This window comes from Nodosilinea sp. LEGE 06152, assembly GCF_015207525.1.
Classification (GTDB): Bacteria; Cyanobacteriota; Cyanobacteriia; order Phormidesmidales; family Phormidesmidaceae; genus Nodosilinea.
Window position 1 is genome coordinate 1 of record NZ_JADEWR010000031.1, and the last position, 17,147, is coordinate 17,147.

14 protein-coding genes are annotated in these 17,147 nt (G+C 60.3%); 7 read left to right on the forward strand and 7 right to left on the reverse strand.

The window, feature by feature from the left end:
* Nucleotides 1-93: 93 nt before the first annotated feature.
* The 3 genes from ispE (at nt 94) to nth (ending at nt 3,051) form a co-directional block, all read left to right on the forward strand.
* Entirely contained in the window at nt 94-1,038 is a 945-nt protein-coding gene (ispE, locus tag IQ265_RS26685) for a 4-(cytidine 5'-diphospho)-2-C-methyl-D-erythritol kinase (RefSeq protein ID WP_194059352.1), read from the forward strand.
* 101 nt (nt 1,039-1,139) lie between these two features.
* On the forward strand, nt 1,140-2,231 hold the full coding sequence (rseP, locus tag IQ265_RS26690) for an RIP metalloprotease RseP (RefSeq protein ID WP_194059354.1): 1,092 nt from the start codon (nt 1,140-1,142) through the stop codon (nt 2,229-2,231).
* A 112-nt stretch (nt 2,232-2,343) separates the two neighbouring features.
* On the forward strand, nt 2,344-3,051 hold the full coding sequence (gene nth, locus IQ265_RS26695; RefSeq protein WP_194059357.1) for an endonuclease III: 708 nt from the start codon (nt 2,344-2,346) through the stop codon (nt 3,049-3,051).
* Between the two features lie 217 nt (nt 3,052-3,268).
* Here the strand turns inward: nth and IQ265_RS26700 are convergent, their stop codons facing one another.
* The 3 genes from IQ265_RS26700 to IQ265_RS26710 form a co-directional block, all read right to left on the reverse strand.
* Nucleotides 3,269-3,469, reverse strand: coding sequence for a heavy metal transport/detoxification protein (locus tag IQ265_RS26700; protein ID WP_194059359.1), 201 nt, complete (start codon nt 3,467-3,469; stop codon nt 3,269-3,271).
* Nucleotides 3,470-3,638: 169 nt separating this feature from the next.
* Nucleotides 3,639-3,983 carry an AzlD domain-containing protein gene (locus IQ265_RS26705; RefSeq protein WP_194059361.1) on the reverse strand — a complete coding sequence of 115 codons (345 nt, stop codon included), beginning with the start codon at nt 3,981-3,983 and terminating at the stop codon, nt 3,639-3,641.
* A 45-nt stretch (nt 3,984-4,028) separates the two neighbouring features.
* Nucleotides 4,029-4,742, reverse strand: coding sequence for an AzlC family ABC transporter permease (locus IQ265_RS26710; protein WP_194059417.1), 714 nt, complete (start codon nt 4,740-4,742; stop codon nt 4,029-4,031).
* A 99-nt stretch (nt 4,743-4,841) separates the two neighbouring features.
* Here IQ265_RS26710 and IQ265_RS26715 point away from each other — a divergent pair, with 99 nt between their 5' ends.
* Nucleotides 4,842-6,035 (forward strand): NAD(P)/FAD-dependent oxidoreductase, encoded by a 1,194-nt coding sequence (locus IQ265_RS26715; protein WP_194059363.1) that lies wholly within the window; start codon nt 4,842-4,844, stop codon nt 6,033-6,035.
* 3 nt (nt 6,036-6,038) lie between these two features.
* On the opposite strand, the gene IQ265_RS26720 is transcribed toward IQ265_RS26715, so the two are convergent.
* The 4 genes from IQ265_RS26720 to IQ265_RS26735 all read right to left on the reverse strand — a co-directional run bounded on the left by IQ265_RS26720 (nt 6,039) and on the right by IQ265_RS26735 (nt 9,285).
* Nucleotides 6,039-6,932 (reverse strand): sulfotransferase domain-containing protein, encoded by an 894-nt coding sequence (locus IQ265_RS26720; RefSeq protein WP_278002874.1) that lies wholly within the window; start codon nt 6,930-6,932, stop codon nt 6,039-6,041.
* Between the two features lie 262 nt (nt 6,933-7,194).
* Nucleotides 7,195-8,028: a DUF5602 domain-containing protein gene (locus IQ265_RS26725; RefSeq protein WP_194059367.1), complete on the reverse strand. Its 834-nt coding sequence runs from the start codon at nt 8,026-8,028 to the stop codon at nt 7,195-7,197.
* A 188-nt stretch (nt 8,029-8,216) separates the two neighbouring features.
* Complete coding sequence (locus IQ265_RS26730) at nt 8,217-8,699, reverse strand: hypothetical protein (RefSeq protein WP_194059369.1); 483 nt, start codon at nt 8,697-8,699, stop codon at nt 8,217-8,219.
* A gap of 133 nt (nt 8,700-8,832) precedes the next feature.
* Nucleotides 8,833-9,285, reverse strand: a complete 453-nt coding sequence (locus IQ265_RS26735; RefSeq protein WP_194059371.1) for a cupin domain-containing protein — start codon at nt 9,283-9,285, stop codon at nt 8,833-8,835.
* A 403-nt stretch (nt 9,286-9,688) separates the two neighbouring features.
* Between IQ265_RS26735 and IQ265_RS26740 the strand changes: the two genes are divergently transcribed.
* The 3 genes from IQ265_RS26740 to IQ265_RS26750 all read left to right on the forward strand — a co-directional run bounded on the left by IQ265_RS26740 (nt 9,689) and on the right by IQ265_RS26750 (nt 17,050).
* Nucleotides 9,689-13,696 (forward strand): WD40 repeat domain-containing protein, encoded by a 4,008-nt coding sequence (locus IQ265_RS26740; protein ID WP_194059373.1) that lies wholly within the window; start codon nt 9,689-9,691, stop codon nt 13,694-13,696.
* A 214-nt stretch (nt 13,697-13,910) separates the two neighbouring features.
* Nucleotides 13,911-14,774, forward strand: a complete 864-nt coding sequence (locus IQ265_RS26745; protein ID WP_194059375.1) for a thermonuclease family protein — start codon at nt 13,911-13,913, stop codon at nt 14,772-14,774.
* A 62-nt stretch (nt 14,775-14,836) separates the two neighbouring features.
* On the forward strand, nt 14,837-17,050 hold the full coding sequence (locus IQ265_RS26750) for a hypothetical protein (protein WP_194059377.1): 2,214 nt from the start codon (nt 14,837-14,839) through the stop codon (nt 17,048-17,050).
* The last annotated feature ends 97 nt before the right edge of the window (nt 17,051-17,147 follow it).

The window sequence follows — 17,147 nt, forward strand, 5'->3', positions numbered from 1 at the left end:
TCAAGATAATCGCTACGACTGTGGAACCACGGGAACCAAGCAGGCGAGACGCCTGCCCTACGGGTACTCACACCATTCACGAAGGATCGCTCGATGCGTCTCTACTCTCTGCTGGCTGCGGCCAAAATTAACCTTTACCTCGAAATTGTGGGCAGTCGCCCCGACGGCTTCCACGAGCTGATTATGGTGATGCAGAGCGTCAGTCTGTACGATCGCATTACCGTGCGCAGCATTGGCGTCGATGAGATCCGCGTGCGCTGCGACCATCCCTTAGTGCCCGCCGATGAAACCAACCTGGCCTACAAAGCGGCGGCGCTGGTGAGCGATCGCTGCCCTGGGGTAATGGCCAAGCTGGGCGGCGTCGAAATCACCATTGAAAAGCAAATTCCGGTGGGGGCGGGGCTGGCTGGGGGTTCATCCAATGCCGCCGCCGTGCTGGTGGGGCTAGACCTGCTGTGGAATTTGGGCCTGACCCAAAGCGAGCTGCAAGATCTGGGGGCCGAGCTGGGGTCAGACATTCCCTTTTGCGTGTCGGGGGGCACTGCGATCGCCACCGGCCGGGGTGAGCAGCTCGACGCCTTACCTGGCATCGACAATCTGCACCTGGTGCTGGCCAAGTACGCGTCCGAGTTTGTCTCCACCCCCTGGGCCTACAAGACCTACCGGGCCGAGTACGGCGACACCTACTTAACCGATACCCAGAGCTGGCAGCAGCGGCAGTCGCAGGTGCGATCGGGCGAGATGGTGCGGGCGGTGGCCCAGCGCAATGCCCAGGCCCTGAGCCAGCACCTCTGCAACGACTTTGAGAAAATCGTGCTGCCTGCCCACTCCAAAACCGCCGCACTCAAGGAGACCATGGCCAGCCTGGGCGGGCTGGGCACGCTAATGTCGGGATCCGGTCCCTCCGTCTTTACCCTGGCCGAATCGGAAGCGGAGGCAGAATCTCTGGCTACCCGGCTGCGGGCGGCGCTGCCCGACCCCGATTTGGGCATGTGGACGGCGCGGTTCGTGTCGAGTGGTGTGCAGCTTAACGGCTAGCCAAAGGGCTGAGAATAGGGCGACGGTGAGGATACCCCCCCGTGGAGGGCGAGAAGCAACGCTAGAATGAGTAAATTGTTCTTAACCTATCGGGTTTGTCTATGTCGGTTTTAGCTGCGATCGCGGTCATTGCCCTACTGGTAGCCGTCCACGAAGCCGGACACTTCACAGCCGCTCGGCTACAAGGCATTCACGTCAACCGCTTTGCCATTGGCTTTGGCCCTATTCTTTGGAAGTACCAGGGAGCGGAGACCGAGTACTCCCTACGGGCTATTCCGCTAGGCGGATTTGTGGGCTTTCCCGACGACGACCCCGAGAGCGATATTCCCACTAACGACCCCAACCTGCTCAAGAACCGCCCTATTCTCGATCGCGCGATCGTGATCAGCGCTGGAGTCATCGCCAACCTGATATTTGCCTACCTGGTGTTTGTGACTCAGTTCACCGCCGTGGGCGTTCCTGAAACCTTTAACCCCCAGCCCGGCATTTTGGTGCCCCAGGTCATCTCCGAAAGCTCTCCGGCGGGTCAGGCGGGCATTCGCTCGGGTGATATTCTAGTGGCGGCCAACGGCGAACCTTTGGGTGTAGGCGAAGAGAGCATTCCCGCCTTCATTCAGCTCATTAAAGAAAGCGCCAATCGGCCCGTGGAGCTTACAGTGCAGCGGGGCGATCGCGAGCTAGACCTATCGGTTACGCCCGAAATCGGTGGCGATGGTTCGGCGGTCATTGGTGTGCAGTTACAGCCCAACGGCGATTTTGGCTACCGCCGCCCCAAAAACCCCATTGAGGTGTTTACTCTGGCCGCTCAGCAGTTTCAGGACACCCTGGTACGCACCGTGCGCGGCTTTGTTCAGCTGGTAACCAACTTTGGCGAAATGTCGGGTCAGGTAGCTGGCCCGGTCCAAATTGTCGAGCAGGGAGCCAAGCTGGCCAAGAACAGCGCTGCTATGCTGTTTCCCTTCACCGCCATCATTAGCATCAACCTGGCGATCATCAACATTCTGCCCCTGCCGGCGCTAGATGGTGGTCAGCTGGCCTTTTTGCTGATTGAAGCCCTGCGCGGCGGCAAGCCCCTGCCCGATCGCATTCAGGAAAACGTGATGCAGACTGGGCTGGTGCTGCTGCTGGGTCTCGGAGTATTTCTGATCGTGCGCGACACCACCCAGCTGGAATTCTTTCAAAACCTGCGTTAGTTGTTTGACCCAGGCGTACCCTTCGACTCCGCTCCCCTTCGACTCCGCTCAGGGTACGCTAATTCATTTATTTCACCAGTTTTTCAAATTTTCTTAACCACTTAGCCACTCCATGCCCAACCAGCGGCGAGCCTCTAAAAAGCAGCGGGCGCTTGAGATTTTGATTCGCCTCAAGCGGCTCTACCCCGAAGCCCCCTGCTCTCTCGACTTTGAGAACCCTCTGCAGCTGATGATCGCCACCATGCTGGCGGCCCAGTGCACCGACGAGCGCGTAAACCTGGTTACGCCAGCCCTATTTGCCGCCTACCCTGATGTCTACGCCTTCGCTGAGGCCGACCTAGATGACCTGGAGCGCCTGGTCAAATCTACCGGGTTCTACCGCAACAAAGCCAAGAACATTCGCGCCGCCTGCCAAAAAATCATTGCGGATTTCGACGGCGAAGTGCCCCCCCGCATGGATGACCTGGTTACGCTGCCCGGCGTGGCGCGCAAAACCGCCAATGTGGTGCTGGCCCACGGCTTTGGCATTAATGGTGGCGTTACGGTAGATACCCATGTCAAGCGCATTACCAACTTGCTAGGGCTGACCAAGTACGCCGACCCAGTCAAAATCGAGCGTGACCTGATGAAGCTGCTGCCCCAGCCCGACTGGGAAAATTGGTCTATTCGGCTGGTGTACCACGGACGGGCCGTGTGCAACGCCCGCAACCCCCACTGCAGTCGGTGCGAGCTGGCGGATCTCTGTCCTTCCGCAAAAGTTATTCCGTTGAATAATCTATCGGTGAGCGACTTGGTGGTCGAAGAGGTAGTTCAGTCTTAGCAGTCTGCCAATGTCCTAGCAATGGTTCTAGCAATGGCATCGCACTTAGGATACCGGCCTCCCCCGGTGGCAACATTTGGGAAATCACCACGGCGTGTAGCCATCGCCTTGGAGGGACAAATTGTGTCCCAACTGTTCTGGCGATGGCTATGAAATTTAGAATTCTCGCTAATTGATGATATGCCCCTAGACTTCGGTGAGGCAGGCGGCACAGTTTTTAGGCGGAGGCTATATTGTGGCCAGCGGCGATAATTAGCTGCTTAAAAGTTTCTTCTGAGGCTTCAGAATCGATGGTCACGGTTTTTGCCTGAGGATTAATGTCAACGTTGGCATCAGGTTCAGAGGTAAGAATGAGTTTCTTGAGCTCTTGCGCCGATTGCTCGTCGCCCAGTGTAGGAACTTGAAACTTCAGTGACATGCTAGTTTCTCCACAGTTTTGCATTGTGGCATTTACTCTAACTGGCAGATATGTGGGTTGTCGTCTATAAAAAGACTAATTTTTACCTGTAATTGCGCCCTTTTGAGGGGCGATCGCCCTGGTCTGCTCCAAACTGCCTCTCGCTACTGCGATCGCCATTGCCAGCCCCTCATCCCAGGAAAGGCTGTGCTACCAGCCACGCCATCAGCCACTGCCAGCCCCAAAACACGGCCATGCCGCCCGCGATAGTCAGCAGCAGGTTTTTGCGCCATAGGGCCAGAACCATGCTGGCGATCGCCCCCACCAGCCGCGCATTTTGCCACCCCAGCCAGAGATCGCCAGCGGGCAAGACCACCGCAGGCACCACGATTGCGGTCAGCACCACCGGGGGCACGTAACCCAAGGCCCGCACTAGGGTCGGCGATAGCCGAATGCGACCGCTGAAGGCCAGCAGCACGTAGCGGATTGAAAACGTCACCAGGGCCATAGCGGCGACCAGAAGCCAGTCAGTCATAGCAAGTTTTGAATTTCGAATTTTGAACTTTGAATTAGGCAGACATTATTCTCTAGGCTTGGATCTGGGAATGAGCTGGGTTTCGAGCCAGAACCCGGCGGCGACCCCGGCGATCGCCGCTACCATCAGCCCTAATTTATGGGGCAAGCCGTTGGCCAGTACCGCTACAAGCCCGGCGACGGCGATCGCCCCCACCATGGGCCGGGTCGTGGCGTAGGGCATGATCATGCCGATGAACGTGGCCACCATAGCAAAATCTAGCCCCCAGGCTGCCGCGTTGGGGATCAGCTGGCCCACCGTCAGCCCCAGCCAGGTGCACAAAATCCAGTTGCCGTACATGGTGACCGCTGCGCCCAGGTAGTACCAGTGCTTGTGGGGGCTGGGGTCGGGCTGCATGTAGCGGCGAATAGTCACGACAAAGGTTTCATCGGTCAATAAAAAGCCGATCACTGCTTTCCATCGCTGGGAAGCCTCCTGTACGTAGGGCAGCAGGCTGGCGGCGTAGAGCATGTGGCGCAGGTTGACGACCACCGTGGTCAGCACAATCAGGGGCAGGGTGCTGCCTGCCGCCAATAGCCCCAGGGCAATAAACTGCGATGACCCAGCAAAGACAAAGGCCGACATGCCCAGGGTTGCCCCGAAGGACAGACCGCTACCCTGGGCCAGGGTGCCAAAAATAATGCCGAAGGGGATGGCCCCAACCACCAGAGGAATGATGTCTCGCGCTCCGGCCAGCGCCTCTCGACGGGGCGATCGCATCTCTAAGTCTGACGCTGTAGCCAAAAGAAATCTCCGAAAAGCAGGATGACTCTTTCCATTTTGGGTTAGAAGGTAGAAGAGGTATCACGGCTTTTTGACATGGCAGACGCTCCCCAGCAAATTTGTATTCTTGGCGGTGGCTTTGGCGGCCTCTACACCGCCCTGCGCCTGAGCCAGCTGCCGTGGGAAGGCACCCCACCCACCATCACGCTGGTTGACTGCAACGATCGCTTCCTTTTCCTGCCGCTGCTCTACGAGCTAGTCACCGACGAGCTGCAGGCCTGGGAGGTCGCCCCTCCCTACGTCGAGCTGCTGGCCGGTACCGCCGTGCAGTTTCGCCAGGCTGAGGTCGCCGCTATCGACCTCGATCAGCGGCGGGTCAGCCTCAGCGACGACATGACGATCACCTACGATCGCCTCGTGCTGGCCCTGGGCGGCACCACGCCGATGGATATGGCCCCCGGTGTAGACGAGCATGCCCTGGCCTTTCGCACCCTGCAAGACGCCTACCAGCTCAAAGACCGACTGCGCCTGCTGACGGCTTCCGACGCCGAAAAAATTCGCGTGGCGGTGGTGGGCGGTGGCTACAGCGGCGTCGAGCTGGCCTGCAAAGTAGCCGAACATTTGGGCGATCGGGGCCGGGTACGCCTGGTCGAGCGCACCGACATGATTTTACGCACCTCGCCCGAGTACAACCGCGAGGTGGCCCAAAAGGTGCTCTCGGACCTGGGCGTATGGATCGATCTCGAAACCGCCGTCGACAACATCACCGCCGACACCATTAGCCTCACCTTTCGGGAGCAAACCGATATTTTGCCCGTCGATCTGGTGCTGTGGACCGTGGGCACCCGCGTCAACGAGGTAATGGCCAATTTGCCCCTCAAGCACAACGATCGCCAGCAGATTGTCGTACAACCCACCCTGGAATCGGTCGATCGCCCCGGTGTCTATGCCCTGGGTGATGCCGCCGACTGCCGCGATGCCGAGGGCCAGCAGGTGCCCACCACGGCCCAGGTGGCGCTCCAGCAGGCCGACTTTGTCGGGTGGAATATCTGGGCCAGTTTGAGCGATCGCCCCCAGCTGCCCTTCCGCTACCGCCACCTGGGTGAAATGCTGACCCTGGGCACTAGCCGCGCCACTCTAACGGGGTTGGGCATTCAGCTCGACGGCGAGCTGGCCTACGTGGCTCGCCGCCTGGCCTACCTCTACCGCATGCCCACCTTCTCGCACCAGGTACGGGTGGGCATAAACTGGATGACCAAACCCCTGCGCGACATGCTGGTGACAAAGTAAAGCTCAGGTGTCACCGTTGGCGAGCCAGTAGGCGCATTCTTCACCCAGTTGGGCCTGGGCTACAGCTTCGTACCAGCGAATGTCGGCGTCGGTAAGGGTGTCGCGCCAGCGGCCATTGGTGCCCTTGTTGATAAAGACCTGGGCACCGCCCTCAAAGATCATGCCGCCCAGAGGAGCGACCTGCTCAGCATTGCGCTTCATATAGTCGAAGGTGCAGTGCTCTACGATCGCCTCCCACCGCGACTCATCGACGGGGGTTTCGAGAAATGCCGCGATGCGGCGCATTTGCCCTGGCAGGTCTTGCTTGAGCTGGGCGTAGTGCACCATCAGCACGTTGGGCAGGTGGCGCACCTCCCACCAGGAGCGCATGTTGTCCCACAGCGACCAGAAGGGGTAGCCGTCGTTTTCGAGCCAGTCGAGAAAATACTCGCGCACGGAGCTAGACGGTGGCGCAAGGGGTGGCCCCACCAATCCGGGAGTGTTATTGAGCAGGTCGTAGAACATGGCATTGGCGTTGGCGTGGTGGTTGTAGAGGCTCCACAGCACGTCGCGCCCGTCGCGGCCAATGTAGATGTACTTTGCCTGGGGCGAAAAGACTAGGGCATCCACCGGCAAATGGGTCTTGAGAAAGCGGCGGTGGGTTTGGGCCTCTACGGCGGCCAGCTTCACGGGGGCGGGGGGCACCCGCAGATCCATCCAGGGTGACATGTCGCCCACATTCAAGCCATCCTGGCCGTTGAAGATGAGCTGAGCAACAATTTGCTGCATCCAGGTAGTGCCCGATTTGCCGTAGGTGGCAATGACAATGTCGTCGGGGCGAAACTCAAAGTTATTCCAGATGGTGGAGTCGAAGTGGTGGCTGTGCAGCTCGCGGGTTTTTACGGGCCAATAGGTCATTCCTGCTCTCGATAGGTCTGCGGCGGTGGGTTGAGCAGGCTTGTCGATGGCTTGGGTCATGGGTGAGTCTCCTTATGGAACGCGTGAAATGTATTGGGTGTTACACAGCTCGATTAGCTACACCCGGCCACTTCGGGTTTCCAGACAAACTAGAAAAATGGGGTGTATAGACAGGTTGAGCTAAGGCTATAAATCCCCAGGGGCGGTCATCAATTAGCCGCTGATATGTCCTAAGAATTTTGGCCAGAACTGATGACACGCCCTAGGGCTCAGAGAAGTTCGTTAGCGCGACAACGTACTCCTGGGTGGCCTCGCTGTAGGCGACCCGGTAGCGGGTGGGATACAATCCGCGCCGGGCGTAGCTCTGGGGTAGGGCAAAGGCCCCTTCAAAGTCCTGCTGACTGGCTAGAAAATCTAGCGAAACCATGGGCTCTATGAAGGCGATCGCGCCGTTATAAAAGCCGTAGATCAGGGTGTGCTCAAAGCCGTGGGGGTGGCCCTGAAACTCTGCCGCCGTGGGGGCAACCCAGTGGGCACCCATGCGGGGCTCGGCACTGTCGGGAGCCAGGACGTAGCCCGCTGGAATGTACTCAGGGGCCGGAGTTTTGTAGGTTTTCTCAAGGTCGGCCCCCTGGGCGGTAATGGCCTCGCGCTCGGCGGGGGTAATGGTGTAAGCGTGAATGTCGAAGTGGGCGTCGCCGTAGATGGGCTCTGGCGGGTGCCCGTGGGGTCGCCAGTCGAGGGCTATGTGATCGATCGCAGTAGATTCAGCCTGAAAGGGCAGCGGCAAGAGGAGTTCGGTGCCCTCCTGGGGCAGCTCAGTCAGCGCCTCTTCGGTAATGATGACGCCCACCTCTTGGGGATAGTTGTGGCCATCGAGGGCGACGTAGGTGCGAATGGTGCCATTGCCCAGGGATTGAGGTGTGCCCTCAATGACAGACGGTTGGCTGGGGCTGTCTTCAGAGACCGAAGCCATGCTTGCGATCGGCTCGGGTGTGCTTTCTAACCCCAGGTTTGACACCTGAGAGTAGCCAGTGGCTGAGAGCAGCACTAAAGCAGCGCTGGTGCTGTAGAGGAGAGTTTGAAAGGGACGCATGGGGGCTTCTTTGGGTGGATGGGTGGGCGGGTGGATGGGTGGGCGGGTAGATGGGTGGGCGGGTGGATGAGTGGGCGGGGGGGAGGGGAAATTTGCTGCTTGGTTTTCTAAGTCGTCAGCTTCTRRCMSMMRMMTCMASYCANCMRCTCWWCYRCSCSCMWACYYKYSMNAMTSCCWWWWTCGCTGGCCTATCGGGCTGTGGCGAGGGCAAACTGCTCGACCAGGGCGGGCAGGTGTTCGGGGCTAAAAACGGCTTGGTACTTGGCGGCCATGGCCGGGGTGAGCAGCTCGAACATGAGCTGGTTTTCGACCCAAAATTCGACGACGTCAAACAGGCCGTCGCGGCTGGCAAACAACACCCGCCAACCTTCGCGATCGCCGATGCGCTCAAGCTCTTCGAGGCTGATGGGCACCGAAATAGCGGCGTGAAATGCGCAGTACTGGGTCGGCTGCGGATTGAGCTGAAACCCGGCCTGACCCTCGTGGCTATCGGGAAAAATTTCGGATCCGGCTGGATAGAATTCGATCGCGGTGCCAAAGTCATCCGCCGCTAAGGTGATGTAGCTGCCGGGGTTTGGCGGAAAAGGAATCACGTAGCCCTGAAAAACTTCGGCCATGACGGTGGCCACGTGGAGCGGGTCGTTAGCGCTGACAGAAATATGGTGAATCATGGGAAATCTCCTGGGTGAATAGAGCAAAAGAACGAAAATCTAAGAACGAAACATGACAGAAATGCGCGGCGGGCCTAATTTCTGACCTTTTGGGCCGTCCTCACCAGACTTCACCTGCCGGGCAGTAGGTGAGTTAGCGCAGTTGCAGGCCGTATTTGGCGCAGATTTCTTGCATGGTTTCCATATCGGTGGCCAGGTCTGAGACGCGATCGCTCACTTCGAGATAAAACGCTTCGGCAGAGGCGGGGGCAATCAAGACTAGGGCGCGACCCACCGGAGAGAGAATCTTAAAGCCGTGTACCGCACCGGCGGGCACGTGGGCCGTGCTGCCTACGGGGCAAATCTGCTGCTGGTTGCCAATCAGCATTTCGAACTCCCCTTCGAGGACGTAGAAGGTTTCTTCCCAGGGATGGCTGTGCAGGGGGGCACCGGCACCGGCAACATCGGCGAGTTCCGCTAGGGCGTAGTAGCCGTTGGTGTCTACGGACGTCAGTTTGCGGGTGAGGGTGTGGGTGAGCATCTGGTAGGCGCGACCCTCATCAGACTCCAGAAAGATGGGGCGTTGGCGTTGCAGAGCAATTGTCATGGGAGTTCTCCTTACAGCATTGGGGGGGGGCGGCAGCCCCGTCGGGGCATTTCCGTCTCAGGAGGCTCGTTGAAGCAGGGACGCAACCTACACGGCCAGTCTTGGTTGGCGCTGCTTCACTCAGCCGACCTGGTGTTTAACCGTGTCCCCAATATCCTCAGAACGCCCCGATGTCACCAGAGAAGATACGGATAGTTAGGTGCTCACTTAGACCTCTTAGTTAGGTGTTGGTTTTGAGTTAGTCGGGTATGTCCAATGGGCGGTGTATTTAAGCCTTGCGCGTGGTAAAAGACTGGCCCTTAACTCGAACTTATCTCAGTTAACTGACGTAAAATGAGTATCACTTTTGGCTTTGCTGCTGGCTTCATTTGCAATCGCCACCCTTGACCCACCCTGACTATCTATGACCGCCGCCAAAAAGAGTCGCAGACGGGGAGTTGTTTTATCGCCAGCGGGCTGTCGCAAACTGGATGCAGCACGGCGGCAGCTTGAAACTACTCTCAACAACGGCGATCGCTTCACCCTTGAAGAAATTAGCGATCGCACCCGCCTCGCCCTCAGCACCGTCACCCGCGTACTCGACGGCCAGCACGGCGTCGACAAACAAACCCTCGACCAGTTCTTCGCCGCCTTTGACCTGCTCCTAGAGCGCACCGACTACCAACACCCCAACCCCAACGAGCCCCCCCTCTCCACAACCCCAGCGCCACCCCAACCCCCAACCCCCTACCCATCCACCCCCTACCCATCCACCCCTTACCCATCCACTCCCCAACCCCACGCCCTCACCCTCGACTGGGGCGAAGCCATCGACGCCTCCCTCTTCTACGGCCGCGCCACCGAGCTTGACACCCTAGCGCAGTGGATTCAGCGCGATCGCTGCCGTCTAGTCGCCATCCTCGGCATGGGCGGCATCGGTAAGACAGCGCTGTCGGTGAAGCTGGCCCAGCGGTTAGGGGAGTGGGGGAGTGGGAGGGTAGGCGAGTGGGAGGGTAGATGGGTGGATGGGTGGATGAGTGAGCCGTCAGATACCTCCTCACTGCCCCTCCTACTCTCCCACCCTCCTACCCATCCACCTTCCCACCCTCCTACCCTCCCACCCTTCTCCGCCATCATCTGGCGCACCCTCCGCAACGCCCCACCCCTGGAGCTGCTGCTGAGCGATCTCATCCAGGTGCTCTCGGGTCAGCAGGAAAGCCCGTCGACGCTGGCCGTTGCGCCGCTGCTCTCTCGACTGATGCACTACCTGCGGCAGCAGCGCTGTCTGCTGGTGCTCGACAATGGCGAAACCCTGCTGCAGGAGGGGCGGCTGACCGGGGCCTACCGCGAGGGCTACGAAGCCTACGGCGAGCTGCTGCGTCAGGTGGGTGAGCTGCCCCACCAGAGCTGTGTGGTGTTGACCAGCCGCGAAAAGCCCTCGGTGCTAGCCGATATGGAAGGGGCGACGCTGCCGGTGCGATCGCTGACTCTGCCCGGCCTGCCCCCGGCGGATACCGACCAGATTTTTGACGCGATTGGGCTGTCGCGATCGCCCCAGGGTCGCCACCGCTTAATTGACAGCTACAGCGGCAACCCGCTGGCCCTCAAAATTGTCGCCACCTCCATTCGCGAGCTGTTTGGCGGCGATGTCGATGCCTTTGTGCAGGAAGAAACCACTGTCTTTAACGGCATTCGCCGCCTGCTCGACCAGCAATACCAGCGCCTCGTGCCTCTGGAGCAGCAGATTATGGGCTGGCTGGCGATCGATCGCGACTGGGTGACGATTGCCGACTTGCAAACCGACATTGTGCCCGCTATCCCTAAGCAGCGCCTGCTCGAAACCCTGGAGTCGCTGGCGCGGCGCAGCCTGATCGAGCAAAAGAATGCCCGCTTCACCCAGCAGCCGGTGGTGATGGAGTATGTGACCGAGCGCCTGATCGACCAAATCAGCGACGAGATCATCGCCATGCCCCAGGTGTCCCCAGCCGAGGGGCTGTTGATCGACCGCTACGCCCTGGTCAAAGCCACCGCCAAGGAATATATCCGCGACAGCCAAACCCGGCTGATTTTGCAGCCCATTGCCCAAAACCTCTGCGCCCGCTTTAACTCCACTGCTGCCCTCGATCGCCAGATGCGGCAGCTGCTGGCCCTGCTGCGGCAGACCTTTACCCAGAGCTATAGCTACGGGGTGGGCAACCTGCTCAACCTGATGCAGTACCTCAAGCTCGACCTCACTGGCTACGACTTCTCGCGGCTAACCATTCGTCAGGCCGGCCTGCAAAAGACACCCCTGCATCGGGTCAACCTGGCCCATGCCAACCTAATCGCCTGCCGCTTTGCCGAACCCGTGCCCCACCCCAATGCGCTAATTGCCAGCGCCAACGGTGACTTCATTGCCATGGGCGGCGAAGACGGCATGGTGCAGGTTTGGCAGGCCTCTACCGGGCTACCGGTCTTCATCATGCAGGCCCACAGCACCTACATTTTTGCCCTGGCCTTTAGCCCAGACGGGCAAGTGATGGTCAGCGGCAGCATGGATACGGGCGTCAAATTTTGGGATATGGCCACCGGCCACTGCCTGCAAACCTGGCACTACGACCACCCGTGGGGGCTGGCCTTTAGCCCCGATGGCAATGTGCTGGCGGGCAGTTTGGGCGACACCAGCCGCTCTATTCTGCTGTGGAACTGGCGCACGGGGGAGGTGCTGCGATCGCTCACCGGTCACAGCGGCCCCGCCAACGGCATTGCCTTTGCCCCCCACCCCATCCCCCTGGCCCCCGGCGAACCACCCCGCCGCATCCTGGTCAGCTGCGGTCAGGATGGCCTGGTCAAAGTGTGGGATGTTGACAGCGGCGAGTGCCTGCACACCATGACCGAGCACCTTGGCATGTGCTGGGCGCTGGCCATGCACCCGGCGGGCGATCGCTTTGCCACCTCCAGCTTTGACCACACCGTCAAAATCTGGCACATCGCCACCGGCACCTGCCTGCACACCCTGCGCGGCCACACCGCCGAAGTCTGCGGCGTTCACTTCAGCCCCGACGGCCAGCTGGTCGCTACTGCCAGCAGCGATCGCACCCTCCGCCTGTGGGATGTCGCCACTGGCCAGTGCCTCACCGTGCTCACCGGCCACGCCGACAGCGTTTGGGGCGTCGCCTTCATCAACGGCAACACCCCCGATGGCCAGTGGCTTCCCGGCCAAGCCCTAGTCAGCATCGCTATGGATCAAACCATCCGCTTCTGGGACGTCAGCCGCCCCGCCCCCGCCACCCAAGCCACCCACCTATCCACCTCTCTATCTCCCTCACCCATCTACCCTCCCACCCCCTCCCCCTTCTCATCTCCCTCACCTTCCCCACCCTCCCACTCTCCCACCCTCCCACCCTCCCACTCCCCCATCCCCACCGGCCACTGCCTCAAAACCATCCAGGGCGGCAATGCCGGTCTGCGCTCCATCGCCTGCCACCCCCATCGGCACCTGATCGCCAGCGGCGGCCTGGGCGGCACCATTCGCCTGTGGAACGAGGCCGGTGAATGCGTGCAAACCTTCACCGACTACGAGGGCAGCATTTGGAAAGTCGCCTTTCACCCCCGGGGCGATCTGCTGGCCAGCGCCAGCCTCAGCGGCGAAGTGCGCATTTGGGAGCTGACCACGGGCCGCTGTCGTCACGCCCTGCGCCGCGAGAACAATTCCTGGATTCAGGCCTTTGGCTACACGCCCCAGGGCTACCTGCTCAGCGCCACCAGCTCCGATGCCACCGTTCGCTATTGGGACAGCGACAGCGGCGAATGCCTGCGCAGCATTGTGCTCGACCCAGGTGCCTACCTGCTGGGCCTGGCCGTCGAGCCCCAGGGGCGCTACTTTGTCACCGCTGGCAACGACGGTGCCCTGCGCTGGTGGGATGTGGAAACGGGAGAGTGCCTACGGGTGGGCGGTGGCCAGGAGGGCCACACCTGGGGGGTTGCCACTCACCCCCACGAGCCGCTGCTGGCCACCATCGGTAACGTAGCCGACATCAAGCTTTGGCATAGCGAAACCGGAGAATTCCTCGGCAGACTGGAGGGACACACCGGCATTCACGGCGGGCTTGCCTTTAGCCCCGACGGCTCGCTGATGGTCAGTGGTCGCAGCGATCGCACCATTCGCGTCTGGGATGTTGCCACCTGGAATTGCCTGCGGGTGCTCGAGGGCCACACCTCCATCATTACCGCCGTGATCTTTTTGCCCACCCCTGCCCTCGGCAGCCAGTACCCCATTTTGGCCAGTAGCAGCCTCGACGAAACCATTCGCCTGTGGAATGTGGAAACTGGGGAATGCCTCGCCGTGCTGCGCCCCGATCGCCTTTATGAAGCGATGAATATCACCGGCATTACCGGCCTCTCACCCAGCGAAATTGGCATTCTCAAAAGTTTGGGCGCAGTAGAGCTGTGACTTGAGTTTGGGGTTAGCTAGGTTAGCTAGAAGAAGGTCGGCAACGATCAACCCAGCCTCAGGCACCGTTGGCGATGGCAGTGCCACTTTGATCGAGCGTCTATTTCAACCTGTGCCCCTAAATGCCCTGGCGCAACATGGAATCAGGTTTTAACCAATCCTTTTTCTCCCGGTCAATCTCCTCGCAGCGGTCTTTTGCCTCCACGCCGTTTCTATGCAACGCAAATTTTTCTCTCCTGCAGCCTTCGTTCTAGTCGCTGCTTTTGGGTGCAGCGCTCCGTCGCCGAGCCCCAAAGCGGATGCCCCAAACCAGCTGCCCAGCGTGGTCAGCGTAACTGGCGGCCATACGCTGGTGGTGCGCGACCAGGGCCAAGACCTGCCGACCACGCTGGCCTGTGTTGTGGTGCCTGCCCAATCATCCGCCGCCACCGATCGGCTGACGAGCCTGCTGCCAGCAGGGCAGGCGGTGCAGATGCGGCGGGTGGCCGATCGCGACGGGCAAACGGTGGCCGAGCTTTTCCTGGGCAATCAGCCGGTGGGTCTGCAACTGGTGCAGGAGGGCGTTGCAATGGTTGATCCAGCGGCTAACACTGACTGTGCCGACAATGCCGAGGCGTACTGGCAGGCCCAGATCGACGCGCAACAAAACCGTCGCGGCCTTTGGGCTGACTACGACCTGGCGATCGCCGCCCCCATCGACCTAGAGCCAAATCTGTCGCTGCCCGTGCAAACCGACTCAGGCCAGTGCCCAGAGTCGCTAGATCTATGGGCCTTTCGCAACGGCTTTGAGGGCGGGGCCAACCACATTGTGGTGGTGAACATGCCCCAGGTTGCGACGGCCCTGGCCCAGCCGGTGGCGGCCACGGCCGACCAGGTAGTATTTGCGGCTCCGCTGCGCCCAGAGTTTAGTGGGTGCACGGGCAGCGCCAGCGCTGAGCAAATGGCCATGTATCGAGCCGAGTTTGCCGGGGGCCAGGTGCGCTTTACCCTCAATTTGACCGGCGACGGCACGCGGGAAGTGCTGGCCTCTGGGGTTTCTGTGGATCGTCCCTACGTGTTTTGGCGGGCGACGGAATAGAGCGGTTGAATTGACCTTGCGATCGCGCCCTCTCCTCGTTTAACTCATCATTCTCTGCAACCATGATTCGCTCTATTCAGTCGGTTTTATTGTTGGGTGTGCTGGCGATCGCACCTTTGGAAAACATCCTCAACCCCACCTATACGGCGCAGGCGCAGACAGCGGTTTGCGACCCCGATGCAGCCCTGCAAAATCGACTGGGGGTAGCGGGAGAGCAAGCGCGTTCTGCCCTAGAAAGGGCTCAACCCGACGAGGCGTTGCAATCGTTGCAGGAGACTTTGACGATCGCTGGGCAGCTTCGGAATGGACGGCTTCAGGCGGAACTGCTAGAGCAGTGGTTGTTGGATAACCGCGAGGGCTACCTAACCACGCGATGGCAGCGATTGACCGAGGGACATCAGCAGGCGCGACTGCCCCAGCTCCAGGCTACCCTGGAGCAGTTTATGGCGCTGGCCAATCAGGTGCCCTCAAGCCACAGCTATGTTAAAACGCGATCGCTCGCGGCGATCGCCCGCTACTACACCGTTCTAGAGCAGGGTGAAAACCCACCTGCTAGGCAAGCCCTAGAGCAGGCGCGGCAGGCAGCAACCTTGATTCGTGGCAGCGATTTTACTGCCAGTGCGCTAATCGACATTGCCGAAACCTACGCCCTGATGGGTGATACGACCTCGGCGCTGGTCGTGCTGATCCAGGTGGGGGGAGCGGTGGAGCAAATTCCAACCGGTACGTCCCAATGGCTGAAGTTGTCTATTTTGCAGCGCATGGCGACCACCTATGCCCACATTGGCCACTTCGCACCGGCCGAAGCCATTGCCGCCGACTTGCCCGATCAGTATGAGCTGAAGTCGATCGCGCTGCGGGGCATTGTTGAAGGGGCAATTGCTGTTCAAAGTTTGAGTGCGGCAGAGGCATCGGCTAAAGCCATTCCCGCTGCCACCCAGCGCATTTTAGCTCTGGGGAAGGTGGCGATCGCCTACCACAACGCCAACCAGCCCGCCCAAGCCACCCAGGTGATGGCCCAGGCTAGGGAGCAGGCCGAGACGGCTGCGGGCTTTCCAGATCCAGAATTTGTCTTTAGAAGCTTGGTGGATACTTACTTGCAGCTGGGGCAGCGCGACGCCGCGCTTGAGCTGGCCCAAACTCAGCTCAGGGCCTCCCGACAGGAGACGGTTAAATCGGTGATGTTGGCCTACAGCCAGGCCGGGCAGCAGGAGGTAGTTGAGGCGTGGCTGTCAGACCAGTTGAGTGACCTTCAGGCGATCGCTGACCCCTGGGAGCAAAGCTTTGCCCTCGGAAGCCTGCTGCAACTGGCGATCGACACCCAGCAGTTTGAGTGGGTTCGCCAATCCTGGGACCAGATTGCAGCCATCAACTATGGCCCCCAGGATGAGCTAATGGTCAAGGTCGCCACCGCCTATGCGGCCACAGGGCAATACGACCAAGCGGCGGCGTGGGCCAAACAGCTGCCCCTCGACAATCGGCCCGTCTTGCGGGTTCGACTGTTAGCGGCGATCGCCCTGACCGCCCACCAGGCTGGTCAAACCGCCTGGGCCAACAATTTGCTTCAGCAAACGTTGGAGAGCGTAGACGAGCTGGTCGCCACCTATCAGCGCCAGTTCCCCGAAGAGGTGTCGCAAAGCGCTCTGATCGAGCCCAGTGCCCTCACCGCCATTGCCGTTGTCTATGCCCAAACGGGGCAAGCCGACCTCACCCGCGAACTCCTGCAGCGGATCAGCGTTTTGGATAGCTCGATTACCGATGCTTCTTTTGGGGGGCCAATCGACCAACCCTTTGAGGTCTTCATGGCGGCGAAGCAGTATGTTGGGGCACTACAAATCGCCCAGGCTACCTCACCCGCAGAGGTGCGCCTTGGACGCTTGCAGACCAGCGCGACGGCTCTGCTGCAGCAAAATCGCTTTGACCTGGCCCTGTCCGTGGTCAATGAACTTACAGAGCCCAGCAGCCGGGCTCTGCTCCTGCTGGCGATCGCCCAGCGCTATAGCGACCTGGGGCAGGCTGAGGCCGCGCTGCCCATTCTGGCCCAGGCTTTCCAGGTGGCCCAGACCATTCCCGGCGAAGAATCCCAGGTCGATCGCCTGGGGGCCGAGGGCTACACCATCATTGATAGAGAGGACGATCGGGGCAGTTTGCTAGAAGCGATCGCCCTGCAATACGCCCAGCTGGGGCAGGGCGAACAGGCCAGGCAGGTAGCCAATCAGCTCCAGGCGATCCGTTTGCGCCAGCAGGTTCTAGAATCCATCCGCTGTGTTTTGTAGCTGTAGCTGGTCTAGTTCAGGCATTTCCTCAATGAAGCGACAGCCCCAAGCGCCGCCATACCTGCCGCTGCGGTCTGTCATAATAAACAGTGGAATT

Excerpts from the sequence above, each read along its gene's own strand:
- ispE (WP_194059352.1), top strand. The coding sequence starts at position 94 with ATGCGTCTCTACTCTCTGCTGGCTGCGGCCAAAATTAACCTTTACCTC.
- rseP (WP_194059354.1), top strand. The coding sequence starts at position 1,140 with ATGTCGGTTTTAGCTGCGATCGCGGTCATTGCCCTACTGGTAGCCGTC.
- nth (WP_194059357.1), top strand. The coding sequence starts at position 2,344 with ATGCCCAACCAGCGGCGAGCCTCTAAAAAGCAGCGGGCGCTTGAGATT.
- IQ265_RS26700 (WP_194059359.1), bottom strand. The coding sequence starts at position 3,469 with ATGTCACTGAAGTTTCAAGTTCCTACACTGGGCGACGAGCAATCGGCG.
- IQ265_RS26705 (WP_194059361.1), bottom strand. The coding sequence starts at position 3,983 with ATGACTGACTGGCTTCTGGTCGCCGCTATGGCCCTGGTGACGTTTTCA.
- IQ265_RS26710 (WP_194059417.1), bottom strand. The coding sequence starts at position 4,742 with ATGCGATCGCCCCGTCGAGAGGCGCTGGCCGGAGCGCGAGACATCATT.
- IQ265_RS26715 (WP_194059363.1), top strand. The coding sequence starts at position 4,842 with ATGGCAGACGCTCCCCAGCAAATTTGTATTCTTGGCGGTGGCTTTGGC.
- IQ265_RS26720 (WP_278002874.1), bottom strand. The coding sequence starts at position 6,932 with ATGACCTATTGGCCCGTAAAAACCCGCGAGCTGCACAGCCACCACTTC.
- IQ265_RS26725 (WP_194059367.1), bottom strand. The coding sequence starts at position 8,028 with ATGCGTCCCTTTCAAACTCTCCTCTACAGCACCAGCGCTGCTTTAGTG.
- IQ265_RS26730 (WP_194059369.1), bottom strand. The coding sequence starts at position 8,699 with ATGATTCACCATATTTCTGTCAGCGCTAACGACCCGCTCCACGTGGCC.
- IQ265_RS26735 (WP_194059371.1), bottom strand. The coding sequence starts at position 9,285 with ATGACAATTGCTCTGCAACGCCAACGCCCCATCTTTCTGGAGTCTGAT.
- IQ265_RS26740 (WP_194059373.1), top strand. The coding sequence starts at position 9,689 with ATGACCGCCGCCAAAAAGAGTCGCAGACGGGGAGTTGTTTTATCGCCA.
- IQ265_RS26745 (WP_194059375.1), top strand. The coding sequence starts at position 13,911 with ATGCAACGCAAATTTTTCTCTCCTGCAGCCTTCGTTCTAGTCGCTGCT.
- IQ265_RS26750 (WP_194059377.1), top strand. The coding sequence starts at position 14,837 with ATGATTCGCTCTATTCAGTCGGTTTTATTGTTGGGTGTGCTGGCGATC.